Source organism: Comamonas kerstersii, assembly GCF_002056725.1.
Classification (GTDB): Bacteria; Pseudomonadota; Gammaproteobacteria; order Burkholderiales; family Burkholderiaceae_C; genus Comamonas; species Comamonas kerstersii.
In genome coordinates this window covers 521,427-546,936 of sequence record NZ_CP020121.1, presented here as the reverse complement: position 1 = coordinate 546,936, position 25,510 = coordinate 521,427, and the positions used below count along the sequence as shown (strand labels likewise).

Annotated in this window: 20 protein-coding genes, 1 tRNA gene, 1 other RNA gene and 1 pseudogene; 13 read left to right on the top strand and 10 right to left on the bottom strand. The window is 61.1% G+C overall.

Going from position 1 to position 25,510, the window contains the following annotated elements; translation table 11 throughout:
• Window positions 1-15: 15 nt before the first annotated feature.
• From B5M06_RS02520 to B5M06_RS02505, 4 genes are all read right to left on the bottom strand, one after another.
• A tRNA-Lys gene (locus B5M06_RS02520) sits at window positions 16-91 on the bottom strand.
• A gap of 96 nt (window positions 92-187) precedes the next feature.
• Window positions 188-1,090, bottom strand: a complete 903-nt coding sequence (locus B5M06_RS02515; protein WP_205245383.1) for an NAD(P)-dependent oxidoreductase — start codon at window positions 1,088-1,090, stop codon at window positions 188-190.
• Window positions 1,091-1,216: 126 nt separating this feature from the next.
• Window positions 1,217-1,759, bottom strand: coding sequence for a VUT family protein (locus tag B5M06_RS02510; RefSeq protein ID WP_054067521.1), 543 nt, complete (start codon window positions 1,757-1,759; stop codon window positions 1,217-1,219).
• A 13-nt stretch (window positions 1,760-1,772) separates the two neighbouring features.
• Entirely contained in the window at window positions 1,773-3,557 is a 1,785-nt protein-coding gene (locus B5M06_RS02505) for an NAD(P)/FAD-dependent oxidoreductase (RefSeq protein ID WP_054067520.1), read from the bottom strand.
• 97 nt (window positions 3,558-3,654) lie between these two features.
• On the opposite strand from B5M06_RS02505, the gene B5M06_RS02500 reads away from it, so the two are divergent.
• Window positions 3,655-4,731 carry a J domain-containing protein gene (locus B5M06_RS02500; RefSeq protein ID WP_080025148.1) on the top strand — a complete coding sequence of 359 codons (1,077 nt, stop codon included), beginning with the start codon at window positions 3,655-3,657 and terminating at the stop codon, window positions 4,729-4,731.
• Window positions 4,732-4,736: 5 nt separating this feature from the next.
• Here B5M06_RS02500 and B5M06_RS02495 read toward each other — a convergent pair whose 3' ends face one another.
• The 5 genes and pseudogenes from B5M06_RS02495 to cysK form a co-directional block, all read right to left on the bottom strand.
• Complete coding sequence (locus tag B5M06_RS02495; RefSeq protein WP_054067518.1) at window positions 4,737-8,168, bottom strand: AAA family ATPase; 3,432 nt, start codon at window positions 8,166-8,168, stop codon at window positions 4,737-4,739.
• Window positions 8,165-9,406 carry an exonuclease subunit SbcD gene (gene sbcD, locus B5M06_RS02490; RefSeq protein WP_054067517.1) on the bottom strand — a complete coding sequence of 414 codons (1,242 nt, stop codon included), beginning with the start codon at window positions 9,404-9,406 and terminating at the stop codon, window positions 8,165-8,167. Before sbcD ends, B5M06_RS02495 begins: the two co-directional genes overlap by 4 nt.
• A gap of 742 nt (window positions 9,407-10,148) precedes the next feature.
• A pseudogene (locus tag B5M06_RS17755) lies at window positions 10,149-10,493 on the bottom strand (PAS domain-containing protein); the annotation flags it as partial.
• A gap of 283 nt (window positions 10,494-10,776) precedes the next feature.
• Entirely contained in the window at window positions 10,777-12,621 is a 1,845-nt protein-coding gene (locus B5M06_RS02480; protein WP_054067515.1) for an ABC transporter ATP-binding protein, read from the bottom strand.
• A gap of 212 nt (window positions 12,622-12,833) precedes the next feature.
• Window positions 12,834-13,757 (bottom strand): cysteine synthase A, encoded by a 924-nt coding sequence (gene cysK, locus B5M06_RS02475; RefSeq protein ID WP_054067514.1) that lies wholly within the window; start codon window positions 13,755-13,757, stop codon window positions 12,834-12,836.
• A gap of 181 nt (window positions 13,758-13,938) precedes the next feature.
• Between cysK and B5M06_RS16940 the strand changes: the two genes are divergently transcribed.
• The 4 genes from B5M06_RS16940 (at window position 13,939) to B5M06_RS02460 (ending at window position 17,013) form a co-directional block, all read left to right on the top strand.
• Window positions 13,939-14,109, top strand: a complete 171-nt coding sequence (locus B5M06_RS16940; RefSeq protein WP_162777462.1) for a hypothetical protein — start codon at window positions 13,939-13,941, stop codon at window positions 14,107-14,109.
• Between the two features lie 35 nt (window positions 14,110-14,144).
• An RNA gene (rnpB, locus tag B5M06_RS02470) (RNase P RNA component class A) lies at window positions 14,145-14,484 on the top strand.
• 113 nt (window positions 14,485-14,597) lie between these two features.
• Window positions 14,598-16,268 (top strand): MBL fold metallo-hydrolase, encoded by a 1,671-nt coding sequence (locus B5M06_RS02465; protein ID WP_054067561.1) that lies wholly within the window; start codon window positions 14,598-14,600, stop codon window positions 16,266-16,268.
• Window positions 16,255-17,013 (top strand): S4 domain-containing protein, encoded by a 759-nt coding sequence (locus B5M06_RS02460; protein WP_054067512.1) that lies wholly within the window; start codon window positions 16,255-16,257, stop codon window positions 17,011-17,013. Before B5M06_RS02465 ends, B5M06_RS02460 begins: the two co-directional genes overlap by 14 nt.
• Window positions 17,014-17,083: 70 nt before the next feature.
• Here B5M06_RS02460 and B5M06_RS02455 read toward each other — a convergent pair whose 3' ends face one another.
• A complete protein-coding gene (locus tag B5M06_RS02455) occupies window positions 17,084-17,473 on the bottom strand; it encodes a DoxX family protein (RefSeq protein WP_054067511.1) in 390 nt (129 codons plus the stop codon).
• 262 nt (window positions 17,474-17,735) lie between these two features.
• On the opposite strand from B5M06_RS02455, the gene B5M06_RS02450 reads away from it, so the two are divergent.
• The 8 genes from B5M06_RS02450 (at window position 17,736) to hslV (ending at window position 25,486) form a co-directional block, all read left to right on the top strand.
• Window positions 17,736-18,305, top strand: a complete 570-nt coding sequence (locus tag B5M06_RS02450; RefSeq protein WP_240183981.1) for a lipid-binding SYLF domain-containing protein — start codon at window positions 17,736-17,738, stop codon at window positions 18,303-18,305.
• Between the two features lie 181 nt (window positions 18,306-18,486).
• Window positions 18,487-19,365, top strand: a complete 879-nt coding sequence (gene dapF, locus B5M06_RS02445; protein WP_054067509.1) for a diaminopimelate epimerase — start codon at window positions 18,487-18,489, stop codon at window positions 19,363-19,365.
• Window positions 19,362-20,066, top strand: a complete 705-nt coding sequence (locus B5M06_RS02440) for a DUF484 family protein (RefSeq protein WP_054067508.1) — start codon at window positions 19,362-19,364, stop codon at window positions 20,064-20,066. The genes dapF and B5M06_RS02440 overlap by 4 nt, the downstream gene beginning before the upstream one ends.
• A 10-nt stretch (window positions 20,067-20,076) precedes the next feature.
• Window positions 20,077-21,015 (top strand): tyrosine recombinase XerC, encoded by a 939-nt coding sequence (locus tag B5M06_RS02435; protein WP_054067507.1) that lies wholly within the window; start codon window positions 20,077-20,079, stop codon window positions 21,013-21,015.
• A 208-nt stretch (window positions 21,016-21,223) separates the two neighbouring features.
• The gene (locus tag B5M06_RS02430; protein WP_054067506.1) at window positions 21,224-22,321 is read left to right on the top strand and encodes a CobW family GTP-binding protein; all 1,098 of its coding nucleotides are present in this window, start codon (window positions 21,224-21,226) and stop codon (window positions 22,319-22,321) included.
• A 173-nt stretch (window positions 22,322-22,494) separates the two neighbouring features.
• Window positions 22,495-23,196, top strand: coding sequence for an RNA polymerase-binding protein DksA (dksA, locus tag B5M06_RS02425; protein WP_077345159.1), 702 nt, complete (start codon window positions 22,495-22,497; stop codon window positions 23,194-23,196).
• Window positions 23,197-23,283: 87 nt separating this feature from the next.
• Complete coding sequence (locus B5M06_RS02420) at window positions 23,284-24,861, top strand: STAS domain-containing protein (RefSeq protein ID WP_162777461.1); 1,578 nt, start codon at window positions 23,284-23,286, stop codon at window positions 24,859-24,861.
• A gap of 58 nt (window positions 24,862-24,919) precedes the next feature.
• Window positions 24,920-25,486 (top strand): ATP-dependent protease subunit HslV, encoded by a 567-nt coding sequence (hslV, locus tag B5M06_RS02415; protein ID WP_054067504.1) that lies wholly within the window; start codon window positions 24,920-24,922, stop codon window positions 25,484-25,486.
• Window positions 25,487-25,510 lie beyond the last annotated feature (24 nt).

Genomic DNA, 25,510 nt, shown 5'->3' with positions numbered 1-25,510 from the left:
CAGGAAGACAAGAAGTGGTGGGCCCTGAAGGATTCGAACCTTCGACCAACGGATTAAGAGTCCGCTGCTCTACCAACTGAGCTAAGAGCCCACTTCGTTGCGCTTCGTATCAAGCGAAGCCGCAATTATGCACCAATTTTTTTATCCCTGCGGGAAAACACTTGCAATTTTTGAAAAAGTAGCGGCCTTACTGCATGGCATTGCGGCTGGCTAATTCCACAAACAGCCCGCTGTGGTCCAGATCACCCAGACCGTGCTCCACGCCATCGGCGTACAGCTGCTCAAACAGGGCGGTAATCGGCGCATCAAAACCGATTTCCTGGGCAGTGGCCATGGCGTTGCGCATGTCCTTGAGCTGCACTGTCATCTTGCCGCGTGCAGCAAAGTCGCGCTCCACCATGCGCTGGCCGTGCAGCTGCAGGATGCGGCTGTCGGCAAAGCCGCCGGTAATGGCTTCGCGCACCTTGGCAGGGTCTGCACCGCCTTTGGCGCACAGCAGCAGGGCTTCCGCCACGGCGCCGATGGTGATGCCCACAATCATCTGGTTGGCCAGTTTGGCCAGCTGCCCTGCGCCATGTGGGCCTACATGCGTGGCACGGCCCAGCGGTGCAAACACGGGCAGGGCCGCCTCAAAGTCTTCGGGTTTGCCACCAGCCATGATGACCAGCGTGCCGGCTTCTGCACCCACAGTGCCGCCGGAAACCGGTGCGTCCAGATGGCGGATACCGCGCTCGGACAGGCGCGCGGCATGGTCGCGGGCTTCGCGGGGCTGGATGGAGGCCATGTCAATCACCAGCACGCCTGCGCGCATGCCCTGGATGGCAGCATCCGGACCCATGCCAAACAGCACTTCACCGACGATCTTGCCGTTTTCCAGCATGCTGATGACGTAGTCGGCATGGAGGCAGGCCAGGCGAGGGCTGTCGTGCACATGGGCGCCTTCCACAGCCAGTGGCTCCGCCTTGGAGCGGGTGCGGTTCCAGATGTGCAGTTCATGGCCTGCAGCCAGCAGTCGGCGTGCCATGGGCAGGCCCATGAGGCCGCAGCCGAGCAAGGCAATGCGCAGGCGTTGCGAAGAGGTGGCAGTCAACGTATGTCTCCGGTCGTAGTTATGGTCGGCTCATGCGCTGCAAGCGGGCGAGACCGTAGGTGCAATGATGGAGAGTTTTTCGCCCATCAGGCTTGCAAATGGCTTGCAAGCCCGGGGCGCTGTGCCTTAGACCGGGGCGTTGGTCTGTGCGTGCCGACCAATGAGCAGGCGAAATGGCAGCAGCAGGCACACAGCCATCAGCAGTTTGACGCCCAGATCACCCAGTGCCCAGGTGATCCAGGGCAGGTCTTCTCCGGCAAAGGCCACGCTCCAGAACACCGTGGTGTCCAGCACGGCCGCCAGTGCCGTGGCTGCCAGCGGCGCGCGCCACCAGCGGCTGTGGCGCAGTTTGTTGAACACGGAAATATCCAGCATCTGCGACAGCAAAAAGGCCAGGCCAGATGCTGCAGCAATGCGTGGTGGTGCCAGCACGGCAGAGGCGGCTACGGCCACGGCAAAGCCTACCCAGGCCACACGTCGCGCCTGCGCTGGGCCAAAGGCGCGGTTGACCAGTTCTGTGACCAGAAAGGCAAACGGATAGGTGATGGCACCCCAGGTCAGCCAGTCATTGATGGCGTACTGCACCAGGATGTTGGACGACAGCACGACCAGGCCCATGGCCAGCACGGCCACGCCCAGTTGTGCAGTGTTGGGACGGGGGTAACGCATCGTGCTGTCCTTCTTAGTAAGCGCCGGAGTTGCGCACGCCAGACGAAGGCACGTCCACGCCCAGAATGGCAGCGGCTACGGCTTCACCCACCTTGATGCCATCCACACCGGCCGACAGAATGCCGCCTGCGTAGCTGGCACCTTCCCCGGCGGGGTACAGGCCGCGCGTATTCACGCTCTGGAAGTTGGCATCACGCGCAATCTTCACAGGCGATGAGGTACGCGTTTCCACGCCCGTGAGCACGGCATCGTGCATGTCGTAGCCGCGAATCTTCTTGCCAAAGGCAGGCAGGGCTTCGCGCATGGCTTCGATCGCAAACGTGGGCAGTGCCTGGTGCAGGTCGCCCCAGGTAATGCCGGGCTTGTAGGAAGGTGGCACGCCACCTACGTCTTGCGAAGGCTTGCCCTTGATAAAGTCGCCCACCAGCTGGCCCGGCGCGTTGTAGTTGCGCCCGCCCAGCACATAGGCCTTGGATTCGAGTTGGCGCTGGAACACGATGCCTGACAGGGGGTGGTACTGGCCTGCAGGCTGGTGCTCTACGCCAAAGGTCTTGCCGTCAAAGGCCCAGGCAAAAGATTCTGCATCCTGTGGGTAGTCCGAGGGCTCAATCGCGCAGACCATGCCCGCATTGGCGTTGCGCTCGGCGCGCGAATACTGGCTCATGCCATTGGTGACCACGCGCTCAGGCTCGCTGGTGGCCGCGACCACGGTGCCGCCGGGGCACATACAGAAGCTATAGACCGCACGGCCATTCTTGGCGTGGTGCACCAGCTTGTAGTCGGCCGCGCCCAGCAGGGGGTGGCCTGCATTCTTGCCCCAGCGTGCCTTGTCAATCACGCTCTGGGGGTGCTCGATACGAAAGCCCACGGAGAAAGGCTTGGCCTCCATGTAGACACCGCGCTCATAGAACATGGTAAAGGTGTCGCGTGAGCTGTGGCCCAGCGCCATCACCACATGATCGGTTTCCAGCGTATAACTTTCGCCCGTGGCCTGCTTCAAAACTTGTAGTGCCGTGACGTGGCGGTCATCGCCTTCACCTTCGATGGTGATGTCGGTCACGCGCTCTTCAAAGCGGATTTCGCCGCCCAGACGGCGGATTTCTTCGCGAATGCCTTCCACCAGCTTCACCAGTTTGAAGGTGCCGATGTGGGGGTGGGCGGCATACATGATCTCGGGCGGTGCGCCATAGGTGACGAACTCGGTCAGCACTTTGCGGCCCAGATGGCGTGGGTCCTTGATCTGGCTGTAGAGCTTGCCGTCAGAGAAGGTACCTGCGCCGCCTTCGCCAAACTGCACGTTGGACTCAGGCGTCAGCTCGCGCTTGCGCCACAGACGCCAGGTGTCCTTGGTGCGCTCGCGCACGGTCTTGCCGCGTTCCAGCACGATGGGCTTGAAGCCCATCTGCGCCAGCACCAGCGCAGCAAACATGCCGCAGGGGCCAAAGCCTACGACCACGGGGCGGTGCTTGAGGTCTGCGGGGGCATGGCCCACAGGCTTCCACGTCATATCGGGCGTGGGGTTCACATGGGGGTGCTCGGCAAACTGGGCCAGCAGCGCGGCTTCCTGTGCGGGGTCTGCCAGTGTGATGTCGATGATGTAGACGGCCAGCAGTTCGGCCTTGTTGCGCGCATCAAAGCTGCGCTTGTGCACGGTGAGTTGGGCGATGGCCTCAGGTGCAATCCCCAGCCGTGCTGCGGCCTGGGCACGCAGCTGGGCTTCGGGATGGTATTCGGTGTGGTTCTCGGGGTGGTATGAAACGGCCGAGAGAGGGACTTTGAGTTCTGCAATACGAATCATGGGCTTGTACCTATCAAGCAAGAGATGCGCATCGTAGCGCCAAGTGTTTGGCCTTGTCGCAGGCTCTGAATGTGCGCTTCACAGACAATTAGCGCCTATGGATACCGCCCGTCTGCCCGTTTTTCCCACCCAGTTATTGATTCGCCCTGCACAGCCTGATGTACCCCTGAGTGCGGCGCAGCAGGCATTCAACCGCTTACTGGAGCAGCTCGATGCTGCCCGCACCCAGTGGCAGGCTTGGCAGGACGCCACGCAGGAAGTGCACACGCGCTATGCGCAGCAGGTGCGCCCGCTGATGCAGCAGCTGTGGCAGGCACAGGCGGCACTGGCGCAGTGGCTGGACAGCTGCTCGGGCCAGGCCATGAGCAAGCTCGATCGCCAGACCCTGCAGCACATGATTGTGCAGCTGAGCGAAGACGGGGCGCAGCAGGCCAGCGGGGTAGTTGGCGCGACACTGGCCGAGCTGCATGCCCGCTATGCACCTGCGCAGCAGGCAGAACCTGAGCCAGCCGAAGAAGTGGCAGCGCAGACGGTTGCGCACAACGCCGCGCCTGAGATCGACTGGAACGATGCAGATGCCGTGGCCGCCTATGTGGAGGCGCAGACCCAGGCTGCACAGCGACAGGCGCAGCGCGCACGGGCCGCGCATCAGCAGCAACGCCAGCGCCAGCAGGCCCAGCGCAAGGCGCAGGCTGCGCAGCAGGAGGCCAAGCCTTCGGTCAAGGCGGTCTACCGCAAGCTGGCCAGCAGCCTGCACCCGGACCGGGAGCAAGACCCGAAAGCCCGCGCACGCAAAACCGCGCTGATGCAGCGTGTGAATCAGGCCTACGAGGCCGATGATTTGTTGGCCCTGCTGGAGCTGCAATGGGAGGTCGAGCTGCTGGATGCTAAGCGCATGGCGCAGTTGCAGGACGCCCATTTGCAGCGCTACAGCCTGGTGCTGCAGGAGCAATTGCAGCAGCTGCAGCAGGCCACACGGGATGCACAGGCCGAGCTGGCCCAGATGCTGGGCCTGAACCCGCAGCTGCGCCATGCGCCGCACAAAATGCCCAAGCTGCTGCGCCAGTATGTGCAAAGCCTGCAGCAGCAGGTGGCGCAGCTGCAGCATGCCACCGTGCATTTGCAGCGCCAGCCAGATGCGCTGGTGGACTGGCTGCGCGCACAGCGCGCATAGCTGGGTTAATACGTCAGGGTGGAATAGCCTACGCCGCCTGCCTTGCTCACGCGGATTTGCACGGGAATGCGCTCCTTGAGGGCTTCCACGTGGCTGATGATGCCAATCATCTTGCCGCTGGCGTTCAGGGCATCGAGGGCGCTGAGGGCCGTCTCCAGCGTATCGCCATCCAGTGTGCCAAAACCTTCGTCGAGGAAGAGCGAATCAATAGACACCTTGTGGCTGACCAGATCCGACAGGGCCAGCGCCAGTGCCAGACTCACGAGGAAGGATTCACCGCCTGAGAGTGTGCGCGTGTCGCGTGCCACATCGCCCTGCCAGCCATCCACAATGTCCAGTTCCAGCTCGCCCGTGGTTTTGCGGCGCAGGCTGTAGCGGCCATGCAGGCGCTGCAGATGCCGGTTGGCCAGGTGCAGCAGGTGGTCCAGCGTCAGCCCCTGCGCAAACCTGCGGAATTTGTCGCCCTTGGCAGAGCCAATCAGGGCATCCAGCCGTTGCCAGACGTCGCAGTCCTGCTGCGCACGTTCGATGGCTTGCAGCAAGGCCTGCTGTTGCTCGCGCAGCTGGGCGTCCGCTTCAAGGCGTGCCAGGTTAGCGCCCAGCTGTGTGTTGTGTTGATCGCGCTGGTTCTGCACATCGGCCATGTGTGCCTGAATGGCATCCGGTGCTTCTTCGCTCAATGCCTGTTGCTGCAGTTCAGCCAGACGCTGCTGGGCCGCGTTCCACAGCGCATGGCTGCGCTGCACTTCGCCATGCAGCTGCTCGTGCAGGCGCTGCAGACGTAGCAGCTCGGCTTCAGGCAGCAGTGCGGCAAGGAAGTCCTGCTCTGTGGCGAAAGGGCTGGCCTGCAGGGCCTGCTGCCAGTCGGCTTGCGCAGCCTGCAGGTCTTGCTGCAGTTGATGCAGGGTCGCTTCCGCCTGGCGCAGTTGGCCTTGCTGGCTGTGCTGTTGCTGGCGGCAGTGTTCCAGTTGTTGCACGCAGCTTTCCAGATCCGCTGGCAGTTGGGCATTGCGTCCAGACAGGGCATCGGGCGCAAGGCCCAGCGCTGCACATTGCTGCTGCCAGTGCTCGGCGGTGGACGCAGCCTGTGTGTGCTGGTGGTGCAGGCTGTCCAGCGTGCGCGCCAGTGCCTGGAGTTGTTGCTGGCGCTGCTGCCAGCTGTGCCACTCCTGCTGGCGGGCCTGCAGCCAGTTCTGCATGTCGGCGGCCTCGGGCAAGGCATAACCCTGTGCCTTGAGACTGTCTGACAGGGCTTGTTGCAGTGCCTGCATGTCCTGCTGCAGCGTCTGTAACTCGGTCTGGGCCTGTTGCAGTTGCTGTACGCGCTCGTGCAGTTGCTGCTCGGTCAGCGCGAGGGTGTGGGCGCAGTCCTTGTGCTGCTGCTCGGCCTGCTGCAGGGCTTGCTGGGTTTGCTGCAGCTGCTGCTCGGCGGCATCGGCAGCTTGCAGCTGTTGGTGCAGCTGTTCGGTGGCTTGCTGGGCTTGCCGGTACTGTGCTTCCAGCGCCTGCGCCGAGGTTTCGGCGGCGGCGGTGCTGGCCGTCAAAACTTCCCAGCGCTGCTGCCATTGCGCCAGCTGCTGCTCAGCGGCTTGCAGCTGGGTGTTCCGCTCTGTCTGCTGGGCGTGGACGGCGGCCAGCTCGGCGCTGACCGTTTCACCCTGGCGCTGTACGGCATCGCGCTCGGCTTCTGCCTGCTGCAGGGCCTGCTGTGTGGCGGAGACATCCAGCGCCGCATAGCGCGCAATGGCCGGGTGTTCCTGAGAGCCGCACAGCGGGCAGGCTTCGCCGGGCTGCAGCGCATGGCGGTACTGCTCCAGACTCTGGATGCGTTGCTCCTGTAGCAGCAGGGTCTGCTTGTCCTGCACTTTTTCCTGCAGGGCCTTGTATTGCGTACGTAGCTGGTGGCGCTGCGCTTCCAGTTGCACGATGCGCTGCGCAATGTCCTGCAGGGCCAGCGCATGCTGCTGGCGTTGCACTTCCATGGCACTGCGCTGCGCGGCATGGTCGCGCAGCTGCTGCCTGTGCTGTGCCGTTTCCAGTGTGATCTGCCAGCGCTGGCGCAGGGCTTGCAGGCTGCTTTCCGCACCCAGTTGCTGCTGCAACGCCTTTGTAGCCCGTGCGTGCTGCTGCTGTGCGGTCTGCACGGCTTGCGCGGCCTGTGTGCAGGCTGTCTGCTGCTGGCCGCGCTGTTGTTGCAGGCGTTCAGCAGCGTGCTTGAGCTCAGCGATATGGCGGTTGTGGGCTGCCAGCTTGCCTTGGTCTTGCTGCAGTTGCTCCAGCTTGGAGCGCCAGCCGCTCAGCGCTTCGCCCAGCTGTGCATAGGGGGCATGTTGCTGCAGCCAGTCTTGCCATTCGGATTGCTGTTGCTGGGTTTGCGCGAGTGCTTGCTCAACCTGCTGCAGCGCATGGGTACTCAGCGTACGGGCCTGCAGGTGCAGCAGCTCCAGCGCCTGCTGTGTCTGCTGCAGGCTGCGCTGCAGTTGCTGGCGCTCGGCGCTGGCCTGTGTGTGCTGCTGGTGCAGGCGCTGGCAGTGGGCATGGCGTGGCGCAATGGCCTGGGCGGGGGCATGGGCCTGCAGACGCTGCAACTCGGCGCTGGCGTTGTACAAGGCTTGCTGGGCTGCGGCATGGGCTTGCTCCGCACGCGTGACTTCCTCAGCCGTGCTGGTGGTCTGTGCTTGCCATTGCGCAATGGTGTGCAGTTGGCGCAGCTGTTCCTGTAATTGCTGCAATGTGCTGCGCAGGGTGTCGGACTGGGTTTGCAGCGCTTCGCGTGTGGTGGCGTCCAGCGGCTGCATGCCTTGCAGCAGGGCTTGCTGCTTTTCCAGCTGCTGGCGTGCTTCGCGGGCACGCTCAAACACAGCTTGAGAGATCTGGCCGTAGACCTCGGTGCCGGTCAGCTCTTCGAGCAGCTCGGCACGCTCGTTGGCGTTGGCGTTCAGAAAAGCCGCAAAACCGCCTTGCGCCAGCAGCATGGACTTGGTGAATCGTCCAAAGTCCAGGCCCGTGAGGCCGACGATGCGCTTGAGCTTGTCATTGCTGTGGGTGGTGAGAATTGCTCCTTCACCCGTGGCTGGGTCAATGTGTGCCAGCTCTACCTTGGGTGGCTGCAGTGCGCCATGGGCCTTGTCACGCGCACGGCGCTGGCTCCAGAAGGCACGGTAGGTCTGGCCTTTGACGGAAAAAGTCACCTCGGCCATGCAGTCGGCCGTGTGGCGCGTCATCAAATCGTTGTTGCTGCCACCAATGCTGCTCAGGCGCGGGGTCTGGTGGTACAGGGCCAGGCAGATGGCATCGAGCAGGGTGGACTTGCCAGCCCCCGTCGGCCCGGTGATGGCAAACAGGCTGTTGTCGGCAAAGGGCGGCTGGCTGAAGTCAATGGCAAATTCGCCTTTGAGGGCGTTGAGGTTTTTCAGGCGCAGGCTCAGGATTTTCATGCGGCCTCTCCAGTAGTGATGCTGCGCAGCACGTGCTCATAGCGCTGCTGCAGCGCGGTCTGCAGCTCGGGCGCCAGGCTTTCCTGCGCCAGCCTGCGTGCAAACACGTCCTGCGGCGTGAGTTCCTGCAGCGATTCGCTGGGCTCGCCCAACAGCTGGGCGGTGGCTGTGCCGCGCTGGCGCTTGGTGCGCAGCACTTCCACGGGTAAGTCCTCCGTCATGCTGGCAATGCGTGCAGCCAGATCGGGCAGGTAGTCGTCTTCCTGCACCGTCACTTCCACCCAGGCGGGGTGCTCGGTGCTAACGCCTTCACGGGCAGCGATTTCCTTGAGGGCAGCGGGCAAGCTGGTCAGATTGCCGGAGACCGAGGCCAGTACCTGAACCACCGGCGTGGGCAGGGGCGTGACGCTGTGCAGGCCTTGTGCGTGGAGATCCACCAGCAGCACTTCCTTGGTCTGTCTGGCTTCGTCGAAGCCCAGTGCAATGGGTGAGCCGCAGTAGCGAATGTGTTCCAGCCCACCGACTTTTTGTGGCTTGTGGATATGGCCGAGCGCAATGTAATCAGCGGGGGGGAAGGCGCTGGTCGGGAACGCTTCTAGTGCACCCACATAAATTTCGCGCACGGATTCATTGCTGCTGGCACCCACGGTGGTCAGGTGCCCGGTGGCAACAATGGGCACTTGCACGCCATGGGCCTGCTGCAGTGCGGTCTGCTGGGCCTGTGCGGCGGCAAAGACGCGGGCATAGGTGTCGGCAATGGCAGTCTGCAGGCTGCGCTGCTTGTCTTCGGCGCTTTGCCCGGCCTGGCTGGTCAGCACATCGCGGGGGCGGATAAAGGGCAGGGCGCAGACAATGCAGCCGGGTTGCGCGCTGCCGCGCAGGGGCAGGGTGATGACATGCTGGGCTGCCTTGCCCGTGGCCGCAATCACTGTGGTGTTCAGGTGGTGCATCAGCGGCAGGCTTTCGCTGAGCACGCTGACGGAGTCATGGTTGCCGCCCAGCAGCAGCAGCGCCACGTTCTGGCGGTGCAGTTCGGCAATCAGGCGGTAGTACAGCGCACGGGCGTAGCTGGGCGGGGTGCCGGTGTCGAAAATGTCACCCGCAATCAGCACGGCGTCCACCGCGTGCTGCTGTACCTGTTCCAGCAGCCAGTCAATCAGCAGCGCGTGCTCGCGCTCGCGGCTGTGGTTCATGAAGTTCTGGCCCAGGTGCCAGTCAGAGGTGTGAAGAATGCGCATGCGGTAGCAAGGAGAAAAGACAAAGCAGACAGCATGTGGATGCTATCAATGCCGCAGTGGCTGTGCGGCGGTGCTTGAAAAATAAGAGCTTCCAGCGCTTGATAGTGCTTGGATTCAAATTGAAAAGCATCTGAAATCCTTGCAATACAAGCGCTGGCAGCTATGAAAAGTAGTAGCGCTTTCAGAGCCTGCAGATGTCCAGCGTGCGGCGCAGAATGCCTGCGTGGGCATCCATGTGGTGGGCCGACTGGGCAGAGACCTCTGCCAACTGTGCATTGTCCTGGGTGACGGTGTCCAGGTCATGGAGCGCATCGTTGACCTGGGCAATGCCCTGGCTTTGCGCGTCCGCTGCCGTGGTCACGTCCTGCAGCAGCTGGCTGACGTCGGTGACCGAGGCCACCACCTGCTGGATGGTCTGGCTGGCCTGCTGCATATGGCGTGCGCTTTGCTCGATCTGGCCGGCCAGGCTGGAAAAGCCGTCAATCTCATGCCGGGCATCCCCCACCACAGCGCGCAAGTTGGTCTGCACCTGCTTGAGCCGCTCCAGCAGAAAGCCCATGGGGTGTCGCCCCTGGTAGGCGGGCAGCGCACCATCGAGCTTGCAGCCTGCAATATCGCTGCACAGCGACACGGCGGCCTCAAAAGGCTGGGTAATGCGCAGATGCTGGCGGTACAGCACCAGGCCCGTCAGCGCCGCCAGCAGCATGGCTTGCAGGCCTATCTGCCAGCCCTGCGTGCCCTGGCGGAATCTGGCGTACAGCGCAGTGGCAGCGCGCACTTCGCCGTCCGTAGGCTTGACACGCACCGACATATGGCCGCGCGGCTTGCCGCCTTCCATGATGGGGGTGACATAGGCTCGCACCCAGTAGTAGCGCCTGTCCTTGCGCAGGTTCTTGACCAGCCCGGTCCAGGTGCGGCCATGGCCGATGGTGGCCCACATGTCCTTGAAGGCTTCGGCAGGCATGTCGGGGTGGCGCACCATGTTGTGCGGCTGGCCCATGAGCTCATCCATGCTGTTGTAGCCGCTGACGTGGCAGAAGGCAGCGTTGCAGTGGGTGATACGGCCCGTGCGGTCCGTGGTGGACATGAGCAGTTCGTGCTCAGGGAAGACAAATGCCTCATCGCGCACGGCGATGCTGCGCTGTGCGGGTTCAAACACCGGAGGGGGTGGAGGTGGTGTCTGAATTCTGGGCGATGTGCGGCGCTGTGTGATGGCGTCAGATCGCGAAGCCGTAACCTGCATGGAGCCTCCTTCATGCTGCGTTTTTTCAGGTCAAAAACGCTGACATGCTAGGTAGACCCTGTCTCCAAGCAGGCACCGCTCATCACATGAACGGTGCCTGCATGGCAGCTTGTTTTAGAGCAAGCAGTTACAGCTGCCCTTCCGTGGGCTCATTCAGGAAACCCCCACTCTGGTGGGCCCACAGGCGTGCGTAGATGCCGCCCAGCTGCAACAGCTCCTGGTGCGTGCCCTGCTCCACGATATGGCCCTTGTCCATGACGATGAGGCGGTCCATGGCGGCAATGGTGGAGAGGCGGTGGGCAATCGCAATCACGGTCTTGCCTTCCATGAGGTCGTCCAGGCTTTGCTGGATCGCGGCTTCCACCTCGCTGTCCAGCGCGCTGGTGGCCTCGTCCAGCAGCAAGATGGGCGCGTCCTTGAGCATCACGCGCGCAATCGCCACGCGCTGGCGCTGGCCGCCTGAGAGTTTCACGCCGCGCTCGCCCACTTGTGCGTCATAGCCGCTGCGGCCATGGCGGTCGGTCAGCGTGTCAATGAACTCGGCCGCCTTGGCACGCTCGGCGGCGGCGCGCATTTGCTCCTCGGTGGCATCGGGGCGGCCATACAGAATGTTTTCACGCATGGAGCGGTGCAGCAGCGAGGTGTCCTGCGTCACCATGCCAATTGCGCCGCGCAGGCTGTCCTGCGTGACCTGGCTGATGTCCTGGCCGTCAATGGTGATGCGGCCCGCCTGTGGCTCGTGAAAGCGCAGCAGCAGGTTCACCAGCGTGGACTTGCCTGCACCCGAGCGGCCAATCAGGCCAATGCGCTCGCCGGGGCGAATGTGCAGGTCCAGCCCGTCGATGATTTTCTTGGCGCCGTCCTTGTAGCCAAAGCTCACGTGCTCAAAACGAATTTCGCCCTGCTTGACCTGCAGCGCAGGAGCGTTGGGTGCATCCACAATGGTGCGGGGCTTGGACAAGGTGGTAATGCCGTCATGGATGGTGCCAATGTTTTCAAACAGGCCCGTCATCTGCCACATCACCCAGTGGGAGTAGCCCGCAATGCGCAGCGCCATGGCAATCACGGCCGCGACCACGCCTGCGCCGGTCTGGCCCGTGCTCCACAGCCACAGCGCCATGCCGCCACTGCTCAGAATCAGGAGCGTGATCATGGTGTGGTTGCTCAGCTCGAACAGGCTGACCAGACGCATCTGCGCGTAGCCGGTTTTCTTGAAGTCTTCCATGGCGCTGCGTGCGTACTCGGCCTCGCGGCGGGTATGGGCAAACAGCTTGACGGTGGCGATGTTGGTGTAGGCATCGGTCACACGGCCCGTCATCATGGATCGCGCATCGGCCTGCTCCTGGCCAATCTTGCCCAGACGCGGCACAAAGTACCAGCAGGCCAGGGCATAGCAGAGCAGCCAGATGCCAAAGGGCAGCAGCAGGTAGGCATCAAAACTGCCAGCCAGCAGCAAGATGCTGATGAAGTACACGCCCACGCCGACCAGCACATCGACCACGATGAAGATCACCTCACGCACAGCCAGCGCGGTCTGCATGATCTTGGTGGTGATGCGTCCGGCAAACTCGTCTGCGTAGAACGACATGCTCTGGCCCAGCATCAGCCGGTGGAACACCCAGCGCATGCGCATGGGAAAGTTGATCGCCAGCACCTGGTGCATGACCATGGTGTGCAGGGCCAGCAGCACGATGGAGCCCAGCAAGATGGCTGCAATGCCGAGCAGACTGCCGCGCTGCACCTGCCAGAACTCTGCCATCGGCGTGGTAGACAGCCAGTCCACCACGCGGCTCATCACGCCAAACAGAAAGGCTTCATAGATGGCCAGCAGGGCGCTGGTGATGGTCATCAGCACAATCCAGCCGCGCATGCCGCGCGTGCAGGACCACAGAAAGGCGACAAAGCCCGTGGGCGGCAGCTGGGGCTCGTCCGCGGGATAGGGGGGAATGCGTTTTTCAAAAAATCCGAGCAAGCTGTGTTTCTCCTTGTTCGGGCAATGGTAGGCAAGAGCCTTGACCTGTGAGGGTGCAGGGATTCGTTTTCTGAAAACAATAGCTGCCAGCGCTTGTATTTATTGAATTTCAGATAGAAAACTATCTGAAATCCTTTATTTGCAAGCACTGGCAGCTATAAAAAAGCCGCCGGCATGGCGTGCGGCGGCTGATGGGGCAAAGACAGCGTGTCTTATGCGCCAGTCGGCAAAAAGCCCTCGACGGACAGATAGCGCTCGCCCGTGTCATAGGCAAAGCCCAGCACCTTGGCGCCAGCGGGCAGCTCAGGCAGCTTTTGCGCAATCGCAGCCAGCGTTGCCCCCGACGAAATACCGACCAGCAGGCCTTCCTGCGCAGCCGCGCGGCGGGCGTATTCACGGGCAGGCTCACCTTCGACCTGGATGACACCGTCCAGCAGCGCCACGTCAAGGTTCTTGGGAATAAAGCCCGCACCAATGCCCTGAATAGGGTGGGGCGCAGGGCTGCCGCCAGAGATCACGGGCGAAGCCGCAGGCTCCACGGCAAACACTTTCAGATTCGGGAACTTGGCCTTGAGTACCTTGGCCACGCCAGACAGGTGGCCGCCCGTGCCTACGCCGGTGATCAGCACGTCCAGCCCATCGGGGAAGTCCGCCAGGATTTCCTGGGCCGTGGTGGCTTCGTGGATGTCTACGTTGGCAGGGTTTTCAAACTGTTGGGGAATCCATGCGCCGGGAGTCTGTGCCGCCAGTTCCTGCGCGCGGGCGATGGCGCCCTTCATGCCTTTTTCCTTGGGGGTCAGATCAAACGTAGCGCCATAGGCCAGCATCAGGCGGCGGCGCTCGATGGACATGCTCTCTGGCATGACCAGAATCAGCTTGTAGCCCTTGACTGCTGCGACCAAGGCCAGACCCACGCCGGTATTGCCGCTGGTGGGCTCAATGATGATGCCGCCGGGTTTGAGTGCGCCGGATTTTTCTGCCGCTTCCACCATGGCCAGTGCAATGCGGTCCTTGATGGAGCCACCGGGGTTGCCGCGCTCAGACTTGATCCACACATTGGCATTGCTGCCGAAGATGCGGTTCATGCGGATGATGGGCGTGTTGCCAATCGTCTGTAAAACGTTGTCGAACTTCATTGCGGCTCCTTGGGTGCATGCACGTTAGATCAGAACATTGTGGCGCAATTGTTCACACACCGGGCGATATGCATATAGCTGCTTGCCATATGTTCCGTATCAGCTTGTGCGTGCAGACTGCTTGCTATCCGGTACGGCCTCCGTTACCGTGTCACACAGACTGACAAAGGGAGTCCAAGCGTTGCCTTTACTGCACATCAACATGGCCGTGATGACGGTTGCCTGCCTCTTGCTGCTGGTAGGTTTTTCACTGCGCGAATACGTATGGGGTCCGGGAATGATGCTGCTGGGCTCACTGACCATCATGGGCCTCATCATCTACGACATACGGATTCTTTCCGCCATGTCCTGAGGGTGCACAGATTCCTGAGGGATAATGGCCGCCGTGAAGTTCGCCAGACTGCCGCTGGTGCAAGCGTGGAAACACGGCACTGGAGGAACGTCCGGACTGCATAGGGCAGCGTAGCAGCTAACAGCTGTCCACCGTGAGGTGAGGATCAGAGCAACAGAGACGTAGTCTTGGGGGCGTACCGCAAGGTAAACCACCAAGGGTGAAACGGGCAATCTCTACGCGCAGCAATACCAAGTAGGCACACGTTGACGGGGCCCCCGGAGTGTGCGGGTAGGTAGCATCGAGCCAGTTGGGCGACCACTGGCCCAGAGTAATGGCAGTCACGCAGCGGGTAACCGCTGTGCACAGAATCCGGCTTATCGGCGGACTTCACACTTATCAAACACCCATACCAGCGCCCCGGACCTCCGGGGCGCTGCTGTTTCTGGCGCGTGCAACGGCTTTGCAGGTGACAGCTCTGACAGCATGCTTGCTCAATAATGTGCAGCATGCTGCGTCCTGAACAATTGCTCTATCCCCAGCGGGTGCCCAGCGAGCCGCTGGCTGCCTCCACCTTGCTGCTGCTGCGTGACCGCCCCGAAGGTGGCTGGGAGGTCCTGATGACACGGCGCTCCAGCGCCGCCAGCTTTGGCCCTGGCATGTACGTCTTTCCTGGTGGCTGCATTGAAGCGCAGGATGGGCAGATCCCTGCAGAGGTGGTGCAGTTCCGCCCGGAGATGGAGGCCGCGACCCCCACGGCCACCGTGGCGGCCCTGCGCGAAACTCTGGAAGAGATGGGCGTGCTGCTGGCCTTGCGTGCCGATGGTGCGCCTGCCGCGCAGGCAGAGGTGGATGCGCTGGACCGCCATGCACCGCTGTGGCCCCAGCTGCAGCAGACCGGGTTGCGGCTGGATGCAGCAGCGCTGTGGCAGGTCGGGCACTTCACGGCTCCGGCCCATCTGCCCAAGCGCTTTGCCGTGCCCTTTTTTGTGGCACGCATGCCAGAGGGGCAGACGCCCGTGCCTGACAACAGCGAGCAGTTTGAAGCTGTCTGGATAGAGCCCAAGGCCGCACTCGACAAGCACCGCAGCAAGCAGATGCCCATGATGCTGCCCACGGTGTATACGCTCAAATACCTGTCACGCTATGACAGCGTGCAGGCGATCCAGCAGGCCGCAGCCCATGGTTTGCTGTGGAGCCATGCACCACGCTTTGTGCTGGACCAGGGCAAGGAGCGGGCGCTGATTGAAAGCGATCTGGCCTATGGTGAAGCGGCCATGGTCTGCCCTGATGGCCAGGTGCTGCACGACATTGCCTGGCAAAACGAGCGTGCCGTGCCGCTGCGCAAAAACCTGCTGCGCCTGACGGCACCGAACGCCAATGTGATGACTGGCCCTGGCACCAACAGCTATCTGGTGGGGGAGCAGGCTACGGGCTATATCGCTATCGACCCTGGACCGGCAGACCGCGCGCATGTGCAGCGCCTGCTGGATGCGGCTGGGGGGGATATTCGCCACATTGTCTGCACCCATTCCCATCCGGATCACTCGCCCGGCGCATTTTTGCTGCAGTCGCTGTGCGAGACGCGGGGCTGGCGGCCGCAGATTTACGGCATGCCATCGGCGGCCACTTCCCGTGCAGACAGCCAGTTTGTGCCCGATGTGGTGCTGCAAGATGGTGAGCAGCTTAGGCTTGTGGGACAAGCGCTGGATGGCAAAAACATTGTGCATACCCTGCGTGCTGTCTTCACGCCGGGCCATGCGGCCAATCACCTGTGCCTGCTGCTGGAAGAGGATGCGCTGCTGTTCAGCGGTGACCACATCCTCAATGGCAGCACCACCATCATCGATCTGCCGGATGGCAATATGCGCGACTACATTGCCAGCCTGGACAAGCTGGCGGCGCTGTGTGCACAGCAGGGCGTGGAGTTCTTGCTGCCTGCCCATGGCTATGTGCTGGGTCAGGCGCAGCAGGTGATTGCCCAGCTCAAGGCCCACCGCCTGGCGCGTGAGGCCAAGGTGCTCGCTGCCATGCAGCAAAAACCTGATGGAACGCCGCAGGACTGGGTGGCACTGGCTTATGCCGACACGCCCCAGCATCTGTGGAAGCTGGCAGAAAGAAGCCTGATGGCGCACGTGGATCGGATTCGTGCCCTAAGCTTATTGCATGTCACAGACTGAATCCCACAAGGACAACGCCGTTCGGCTGTCCAAGCGACTGGCCGAGCAACTGCAATGCTCGCGCCGCGAAGCAGCGCTTTATATTGAAAACGGGGCCGTGCAGGTGGACGGTATCACCGTCGAACACCCGGGTGCGCGCGTGCTGCCAGAGCAAACCATCACGTTGGAGGCCGGGGCCAAGCCGCAGGAGGTGCCGCCTGTCACCATCTTGCTGCACAAGCCTGCCCATTACGCTGCATTGACCCCGCGCGGTGCAGAGCAGAGTGCGCAGGACTTGCTGACGGTTGACCACTGGAACCAGGGCAATACGCCAGCTCCCATCCGCGTGCTGAACAAGCATTTTCAGCATCTGGAGTGCCTGGAAGCTTTGCCGCTGCCTGCCAGTGGACTGACGATTTACTCTCAGGACAGGCGCGTGATACGCAAGCTGCAGGAGGAGGCTCGTTTTCTGGAGCAGGAGTGCATTGCCGAAGTGCAGGGCAAGATCGTGGACGGCGGCCTGGAGTGCCTGTGCAATGGCACTGCGATAGAAGGCAAGCAGCTGCCACGCATCAAGGTCAGCTGGCAAAGCGAGCAACGCCTGCGTTTTGCGCTCAAGGGGATTGCCCCGCATGAAATCGATGCCATGTGCCGGGGCGTGGGGCTGAAGCTGGTCGGGCTCAAGCGCCTGCGCGTAGGCCGCATCTCCATGGCTGGGCTGACCGAAGGGCAGTGGCGTTACCTCATGCCCTGGGAGCGCTTTTAACTGCTTGCTTCACGCAGCAGCAAATGCAAAGGGGCCGTCAGGCCCCTTGTGCTTTTCAGGTGCAAAGCGTTTATTTGCTTTTGCTGTGTCCCATGGCAACCACCAGCGCGGTCACCAGAAAAAACGCCTGCAGCTCCAGCATCCAGCCCCCCGATTTGTTGAGAAGCAGAAACTGCTGGCTGTGCACCAGAATCAGTGCTACGACCATATTGATGGCGATGACCAGTGCCGCAGGCACTACGTACAGCCCTACGAGCAGAAACAGTGGGGCTACCACCTCGCCCAGAAATACCGCATAGGCCAGAAAACCTGGCAGCCCGGTCTGCGTCACCATGGCTTCAATATGCCCGATGCCATAGCGGACCTTGGCCCAGCCGTGGAACAACATCAGTATCGCCAGTGTGACTCTCAGTAACACCATGGCTGCCTGCGGATGGTAGAAATATTTCCAGAAGCTCATGGGCGTTCAGCTTACGCAGTTTCGCGCGTCAATGAAAGGGTGGTGGCAGGGTAAAGGCTGCTCCAGCGCATATTGCTGTTTAACGTGCAGCATGAACGATGCAGATCAGGGTGCAGCCTGTGTAGTCCAAGTTCGCTACTTGTGGCTGAAAAGCAGGAATGTGGCGCTTTCCGTCACCTGAGCCAGCAGGCATTGCGTATGCTTTCAATCATGGGTGTGCACTGCACACGTATGTCAAAAAGGGGTGTGAATGAAACAGTCTTTGCAAGCAAAAGTATGGGCCGCCAGCCTGGTGGCTGTGCTGGGTATGGTGGGCTGCTCCACCACGGGAACAACGCAGGGCCAGGGTGGAGCACCCAGCACGCGGGCGGAGCTGGAGGTGCAATCGACCGCAGCGCTCAACCGCCTGTACAAGGCCATGCCAGATACGCAGCAGCTGGTGGCCAAGTCCACCGGGGTCTTGATCTGCCCGGCGGTGATTGGTGGCAGCTTTGTCGTGGGTGCTGAATATGGTCAGTGCGTGCTGCGCTCTGGTGGCGCTACGCACGGTGTGTATCGGCTGATGGGCGCATCGGTGGGCTGGCAGGCTGGTGGCTTGTCCAAGTCCGTGATTTATGTGTTCACCACGCGCGACGCCTACCAGAACTTTGTGGACAGCGATGGCGTCTCCTTTGGTGCCGGGGTGAATGTGGCTGTGGGCCGTGCAGGGGTGAATGGCCGTATCGACACGGAAACGGCCATGGCCCCAGTCAGTGCCTATGTGCTCAACAACGTGGGGCTGGAAGCTGGCGCTTCGGTGCAGGGGCTGAAGTTCAGCAAGATTGCGCAGTAATCACAGACTGCCATGCTGAGACTGACCGGCTGCAGCCGGTCTTTTTCATGGTGCACAGTGCTGACAGGCAGATAATTCGCACCTGTCCCTGCCGCATGTTCCCGCTGAACAGGTGCAAGCAGCAGGCTGACATATCTATCACTTTCGCGTGGCCATGGCCACGCATGGATCTCACTGCACCATGCACATTCGCTTCACCAAAATGCAGGGCGCGGGCAATGACTTTGTCGTGCTCGATGAAACACAAGGCCGGCTGGGCCTGACGCCAGCGCACTACCGTTTTCTGGCCGATCGCCACTTTGGCGTAGGTGCCGACCAGATTCTGACGGTGCGCCCTGCGCCAGCCGATGGCCTGGATTTTGAATATGTGATCCATAACGCCGATGGCGGTGAAGTCGAGCAGTGCGGCAATGGGGCACGCTGCTTTGCGCGCTACGTGTATGACAAAGGCTTGACCAGCAAGACCGAAATCCGTGTGCAGACCAAGGCCGGAGTGATTGCTCCACGGCTGACGGATGATGGCCGCGTGACCGTGAATATGGGCAGGCCTGTGCTGGATGCAGCCCAAGTGCCTTTTGATGTCAGCGGCCTGACGGCACGCCAGCAGTCCCATGCCCAGGTCTGGCCTCTGGCGTTACCTGCATCTGCTTGCGTTGCGCAGGTGGAGGTCGTGGCGGTTTCCATGGGCAATCCCCATGCCGTGCAATGGGTAGAGAACGTGGACACGGCGCCTGTTGCAGAGCTGGGCCCGCTGGTAGAGTTGCATCCGCGTTTTCCGCAGCGCGTGAATGCGGGTTTTGCACAGCAGCTATCTGCTTCGGAGATTCGACTGCGTGTGTATGAGCGTGGAGCCGGTGAAACCCTGGCGTGCGGGACAGGAGCCTGTGCTGCCGTGGTTGCCGGTATCCTCTTGGGGAAACTGGAGCACTGCGTGGACGTACACACGCGCGGTGGACGGTTGACCATTGAATGGTCAGGTGGGGCCCAAGATGCTGTCATGATGACGGGTCCGGCTACCACCGTGTTCGAAGGCCAGATTGAGATACCTGACGAGATATGAACAGCATCGACAACTCCGCTATCAATGAAGAGCGCATCGCTGAATACCTGCTGCAGCATCCCGAATTTTTTGAGCGCCATGCGGAAATGCTCACCCGTGTGCAGCTGAGCAGTGGTCATGGTAGCCGTGCCGTCAGCCTGCAGGAGCGCCAGGCTGAAATGCTGCGTGACAAGATCAAGGGGCTGGAGCAGCGCATCATGGAAATGGTGCGCAACAGCAGCGAGAACGCATCGATTGCACACAAGGTGCACCGCTGGAGCTGTGCGCTGGCACAGGTCAGCGATCCCCGCAATCTGCCCCATGCCATTGCAGAGGGCATCCAGCAGGAGTTTGATGTGCCCCAGGTAGGGATACGCGTCTGGGATGTGGCTGGCCCTTATGTGGGTTCGCTCTTCACCATGGGCGTGAGTGATGATGCGAAATCCTTTGCCACATCGCTGACCATGCCGTTCTGTGGTCCTAACCTAGGCTTTGAACCCACAGCCTGGCTGCCTAACCCCAGCGAAGTGCAGTCCATTGCCTTGCTGACACTGCGCGAAGGCAGCAACGACAGCCAGACCCCGGCCTTTGGTTTGCTGGTGCTGGGTTCACCGGATCCGCTGCGTTTCGATGCCACCATGGGCACGGAATTCCTCTCGCGCATTGCGGAACAGGCCAGCGCCGCGCTGGGCCGTTTGCGTGTAACAGCATCTGGCAACTGATCGCGCCACCATGCCAGCGGCTGCCGAGCTTGCTCCAGAACTGCAGCGCTATGTGCAGCATGTAAGCAGTGAGCGTAGGCTGGCAGCACGCACTGTCGCCATTTATACGGAAGGGCTGCAACAGCTGCAGACCATGGCCCAGCAGGCTGGGCATGAGGTGCTGGCGCTGCAGTCAAATCATATTCGCCGTTTTGTGGCGGCACTGCATGCCAAAGGCCGACATGGACGCAGCATTGCGCTGTGGCTGTCGTGCTGGCGGGGTTTTTTCAGATGGGCTGCCTGGCAAGGGCTGGTGGCGCGTAACCCGGTAGAAGGGATTCGTGCCCCGAAAACCTCTAAACCCCTGCCCAAGGCGCTGGGGGTGGATGCCGCGGTGCAGCTCGCCTCTTTTTCCGATCCTCAAGCCGATCCCTGGGAAGAAGCGCGCGATGCAGCCATGACAGAGCTGCTCTACAGCAGCGGCCTGCGTGTCAGTGAGCTGGCGAATCTGGACGTTGAAGCAGGTGCTGGCCTGGGCTGGCTGGATCTGCAGGCGAGGCTGGTGCATGTCACCGGTAAGGGCGGCAAGCGCCGCAGCGTACCTGTGGGGACTGCTGCCAAGGCTGCCTTGCAACGCTGGCTGGATCTGCGTGCCAGTCGTTTTTCACCGCACTGGCAGGAAGCAGCCTTGTTTGTCGGTGTGCGCGGTGCACGTATGACACCGCAAGCGATCTGGAAAAGTCTGCGCCAGCGCAGCCAGCAGGCCGGGCTGACGCAGGCGGTGCATCCCCACGTGCTGCGGCACTCCTTTGCCAGCCATGTGCTGCAGTCCAGTGGCGATCTGCGCGCGGTGCAGGAGCTGCTGGGGCACGCCAACATCACGACCACCCAGATCTATACCCGGCTGGATTTCCAGCATCTGGCGCAGGCCTATGCCCAGGCACACCCCAGGGCACAGAAAAAATCTTGAGGGCTGCAGCACTTGCGAAGCCCACGAATGACACCATGTTTAGCTGCTCAGGCAGCTTCGAGCATCTCCGGTAAAAGCCATATGCTTGGTGGGATGGCTACACTTGCTGCCTTCAACGCCGCCCTGACAGCGGCTCGCGTTGTGTTTTTTGACTAATTGGCAAGCTGCCTATTGGGTGGTTTGCATACTGCGACAAGGTTGTATTTCCATGGCACTCATTCCCGTCAGCATCCTTACCGGCTTCCTGGGCTCGGGCAAGACCACGCTGCTCAAGCGCGTGCTCAGCGAGTCGCACGGCATGAAGATTGCCGTGATCGAAAACGAGTTCGGTGAAGAAAATATTGATACCGACATTCTCAAGACCGAATCCAAAGAACAAATCCTGCAGATGAGCAATGGCTGCATCTGCTGCACCATCCGCGAAGACCTGCGCGAAGCTCTGCAGCTGCTGGCTGCCAAGCGCCGTAAAGGGCTGGTGGAGTTCGACCGCATCGTGATTGAAACCACGGGTCTGGCTGATCCTGGTCCTGTGGCTCAGACTTTCTTCATGGACGATGAGATCGCTGAGACCTACATGATCGATTCCATCCTGACGCTGGTGGATGCCAAGCATGCCAACCAGCAGCTGGATGACCGCCAGGAAGCGCGCCGCCAGGTTGGCTTTGCTGACCAGATCTTCCTGTCCAAGACCGATCTGGTGACTGAAGCTGAAAAAGATGCGCTGATTCATCGCCTCAAGCACATGAACCCACGTGCACCTATCAAGGCGGTGCATTTTGGCGAAGTGGCGCTGAATGAAGTGTTTGACCTGCGCGGCTTCAACCTGAACGCCAAGCTGGACATCGACCCTGACTTCCTCAAGGAAGACGAGCACGATCACAGCCATTGTGACCATGAGCATGGCCACTGCACGCATGACCACGACCACGAGCATCACCATGGTCATGACTGCGGCCACGATCACGAACATGGCGAACACTGCAGCCATCCTCACCACCATCACCACGACGATGATGTGAAGAGCTTTGTGTATCGTGCCGATCGTGCTTTCGATCCTGCCAAGCTGGAGGACTTTCTGGGTGCCATCGTCAATATCTATGGCCCCAAGATGCTGCGCTATAAAGGCGTGCTCGACATGAAGGGTACCAACCGCAAGGTGATTTTTCAGGGGGTCCACCAGTTGATGGGCAGTGATTTGGGCCCAGAATGGGCCCCCGACGAGCAACGCCAGAGCAAGATGGTCTTTATTGGCATTGATCTGCCACAAGATATATTCCGCCAAGGTCTGGAGCAGTGCCTGGCCTGAGGGCTTACATTCCTCAGCCAGGGATTTATCCAGATAAGACTGTGCGTTATGTGCAACTACAGGGGCGTGAAGGTATCTGGTCGATACAATCGCGGCCCTGACAGGCGTCGGGCGCTCCTGTTCCATCGGGGCAGGGCTGCCCAGGCCATGCTAGTACTGTGAGGAGACAGGAAGTGACAGCAGTAGAAACCAGTAAGAAAAAAGCGACGACCAAAGCAGCTGCCAATGCCACAGAGCAGAAGGTCAAGGTTGCAGCCAAGAAGACTGCTGCCAAGTCCAGCGCTACTGCTGCCAAAACCACGGCGGGAGCCAAATCCCGCTCGGTTCCCAATGAATCCATCAAGGCTTCTGTTGCTGCTACTCACGCAACCTCAGCCGTTTCTGACAAAACCATGCCAACGACTACTTCCTCTGTGATCCAACGTGATCCCAAGCTCGCCAACAACTGGAAAACCAAGCCTGTGGAAGCGCTGACTGACGCTGAAATCGTGGCCATGCCTGATGACGAGTACATGAACGATGTACAGCTGGCGTATTTCCGCGCCAAGCTGTCCAAGCTCAAGCAGGACATGCACCAGAACGCGGGTGAAACTGCTGAAAATCTGCGTGAAGACACTGTGGTGGTGCCTGATCCAGCAGACCGCGCGACCATCGAAGAAGAGCATGCGCTGGAGCTGCGTACGCGCGACCGCGAGCGCAAGCTGCTGAAAAAAATCGAGCAGGCTATTGCGCGTATTGATGCGGGCGAATATGGTTACTGCGATGAGACGGGCGAGCCCATCGGCGTGCCCCGTCTGCTGGCTCGCCCCACGGCCACGTTGTCGCTGGAAGCACAGCAGCGTCGTGAGCTCAAACAGAAAATGTTTGGTGACTAAATCTTCTGCCGGGCCTGATGCACGGCTTTGAACTATTTGCCCATGCACCCAGATAGCAGCAAATCAGGCGGTTTTTTCAGCAAAGTCATGCATCTGATGCGCAGCAAGGCTGGCACGGATATTCCGTCGGATGCAGACCATCTGGGTGTTTTGGAAACTTCGCAGGAAGTGCGTGAGCGCAGGCGTCGCAATGAAGCCATTCGCCGCCAGGAATTTGCGCAGTTGCGTGCGCTGCGACAAAACGGTGCCGAAGGTGCAGCGCTGACACCAGCGCACCAGCGCGATGAAGTCCTGCAGTCCGTTCTGGGACAGGAAACGCGCACTGCGGAAACCCTGCAAAAAATCGATGCCATCGAGGCACAGATGTCTGACCAATGGTGGCGTCAGCGGCCTGCATCAGCCGATAAGGCTACGACGACGGCTTTTCAGGGAAGTGAATGCAGCGCATCAACCACTGCCGAAAAGCTTCCTGCAGGTGCAGCAGCCACTGCGGTGAGCACCGCTGCAGCCCAGATGCAGCCTGTCGAAGCCCCGCAGCCTGCGTCTGCTGCAGATACTGCGCTTACACCGGTGTTGCGCTCCTTTGTTCCTCACCCTGATGTGGAGGAGGCCGCCATCTTGTTTGCCCATGGCGATATGGATGGTGCACGCACGTGTCTGCTGGAGCAGCTGCTGCAAGCGCTCAATAACTCACCTGTAGACGACGGCAAGGTCGCAGTCCTGTGGCATGCCGCGCTGGACCTGTGTCGGGCGACTGGTGATGAAGAAGCCTTTGAGTCGCTGGCGATTGACTATGCCGAGCACTTTGGTCGTTCTGCGCCGCTGTGGGTGTCCATTCCTGAACGTCTGGGGCTGCCTGCCCTGTGTGGTGCGATGCGGCCTGTGGTGAACAAGCGTCAGTTTCAATGGTCTGCCGCAAGCGTGCTCACGGTCAGCAGTGTGGCTGCGCTGCGAGCATCCAAGGAAGGGGCGCAGCAGCCCTGGCACCTTTCCTGGACGCGCCTGACGGAGATCGAAGCCGCAGCGCTTGCGCCGCTGGCGGATCTGCTGCAGGAGTGGGCAGACAGTGCGGGCCAGTTCGTTTTCTCAGATGCCGCCAAGCTGCTGCAGGTGCTGGAGCAGCACACGCTGGTATCTGATGCCAGTCAGCGCATGGAGTGGTGGACGCTGCGCATGGCGCTGCTGCGGCTGATGGGGCGCATGCAAGCTTACGAGCAGGTGGCGCTGGATTACTGCATCACCTACGAGGTGTCACCGCCATCCTGGGTGGAGCCTCAGTGCCATTGCGTGGTCCAGGAAGAGGGCGAGGCCGATGTCTCGCTGCTGCATGACGCATCGCAACACACGGGGGCTGCTCAGGAAGGTGGCGCGGTGCCCGTGGTCATTGATCGCAGCCAGGGGCTGGCAGGTGTGATCGAGGGTGATCTGCAGGAATGGCTGGATTTGCTGGGGCAGCAGGCACAGCCCGGGCAAGTGCTGGATGTGTCGTGCGACAACCTGATCCGACTGGATTTCGTGGCGGCCAGCTGTGTACTCAACTGGGCTGCAGAGATGCAGAGCAAGGGCGTGCAGCTGCGCTTTAGCCGCCTGCACCAGTTGATGGCTGCCTTCCTCCATGTCATGGGCGTGCATGAGCACGCCACTGTGCAGGCCACGCTGGCCTGAAAAAATCTTCAAAAAAAGCGCTTGCATTGATGGCAAGTGTCCCCATCTGAAGCGACCTATGGAACAGTATCACGGCACAACCATCATCAGCGTGCGTCGCCAGACGCCCGAAGGCATTCAGGTCGCTATTGGCGGCGACGGGCAAGTGACCCTGGGGCACATCGTGGTTAAGGGCAGCGCACGCAAGGTGCGCAAGCTCTACCACGGCAAGGTGCTGGCAGGTTTTGCCGGAGCTACGGCAGACGCATTTACCTTGTTCGAGCGCTTTGAGGCCAAGCTGGAAAAACACCAGGGCCATCTCACACGTGCAGCGATTGAGCTGACCAAGGAATGGCGCACCGACCGCGTGCTGCGCAAGCTGGAAGCCATGCTGGCCGTGGCCGATCACAGCGCTTCACTCATCATCACCGGCAACGGCGATGTGCTTGAGCCTGAGCAAGGGATTGTGGCCATTGGCTCGGGCGGTGCTTATGCACACTCGGCAGCCAAGGCCCTGCTTAACAACACCGAGCTGCCAGCGGAGGTCATCGTCAAAAAATCTCTGGAGATTGCGGGCGAGTTGTGCATCTACACCAATATGAACCACATCATTGAGACGCTGTCTGTAGCGCCTGCTCAATCCTAAATAAATAGCTGCTAGCGCTTTCTG

What these genes read in the sequence shown, in the direction of transcription:
- B5M06_RS02510 (WP_054067521.1), bottom strand. Translation starts at nt 1,759, where the DNA reads ATGCGTTACCCCCGTCCCAACACTGCACAACTGGGCGTGGCCGTGCTG.
- B5M06_RS02505 (WP_054067520.1), bottom strand. Translation starts at nt 3,557, where the DNA reads ATGATTCGTATTGCAGAACTCAAAGTCCCTCTCTCGGCCGTTTCATAC.
- B5M06_RS02500 (WP_080025148.1), top strand. Translation starts at nt 3,655, where the DNA reads ATGGATACCGCCCGTCTGCCCGTTTTTCCCACCCAGTTATTGATTCGC.
- B5M06_RS02495 (WP_054067518.1), bottom strand. Translation starts at nt 8,168, where the DNA reads ATGAAAATCCTGAGCCTGCGCCTGAAAAACCTCAACGCCCTCAAAGGC.
- sbcD (WP_054067517.1), bottom strand. Translation starts at nt 9,406, where the DNA reads ATGCGCATTCTTCACACCTCTGACTGGCACCTGGGCCAGAACTTCATG.
- cysK (WP_054067514.1), bottom strand. Translation starts at nt 13,757, where the DNA reads ATGAAGTTCGACAACGTTTTACAGACGATTGGCAACACGCCCATCATC.
- B5M06_RS02465 (WP_054067561.1), top strand. Translation starts at nt 14,598, where the DNA reads ATGCTGCGTCCTGAACAATTGCTCTATCCCCAGCGGGTGCCCAGCGAG.
- B5M06_RS02460 (WP_054067512.1), top strand. Translation starts at nt 16,255, where the DNA reads ATGTCACAGACTGAATCCCACAAGGACAACGCCGTTCGGCTGTCCAAG.
- B5M06_RS02455 (WP_054067511.1), bottom strand. Translation starts at nt 17,473, where the DNA reads ATGAGCTTCTGGAAATATTTCTACCATCCGCAGGCAGCCATGGTGTTA.
- dapF (WP_054067509.1), top strand. Translation starts at nt 18,487, where the DNA reads ATGCACATTCGCTTCACCAAAATGCAGGGCGCGGGCAATGACTTTGTC.
- B5M06_RS02440 (WP_054067508.1), top strand. Translation starts at nt 19,362, where the DNA reads ATGAACAGCATCGACAACTCCGCTATCAATGAAGAGCGCATCGCTGAA.
- B5M06_RS02435 (WP_054067507.1), top strand. Translation starts at nt 20,077, where the DNA reads ATGCCAGCGGCTGCCGAGCTTGCTCCAGAACTGCAGCGCTATGTGCAG.
- B5M06_RS02430 (WP_054067506.1), top strand. Translation starts at nt 21,224, where the DNA reads ATGGCACTCATTCCCGTCAGCATCCTTACCGGCTTCCTGGGCTCGGGC.
- B5M06_RS02420 (WP_162777461.1), top strand. Translation starts at nt 23,284, where the DNA reads ATGCATCTGATGCGCAGCAAGGCTGGCACGGATATTCCGTCGGATGCA.
- hslV (WP_054067504.1), top strand. Translation starts at nt 24,920, where the DNA reads ATGGAACAGTATCACGGCACAACCATCATCAGCGTGCGTCGCCAGACG.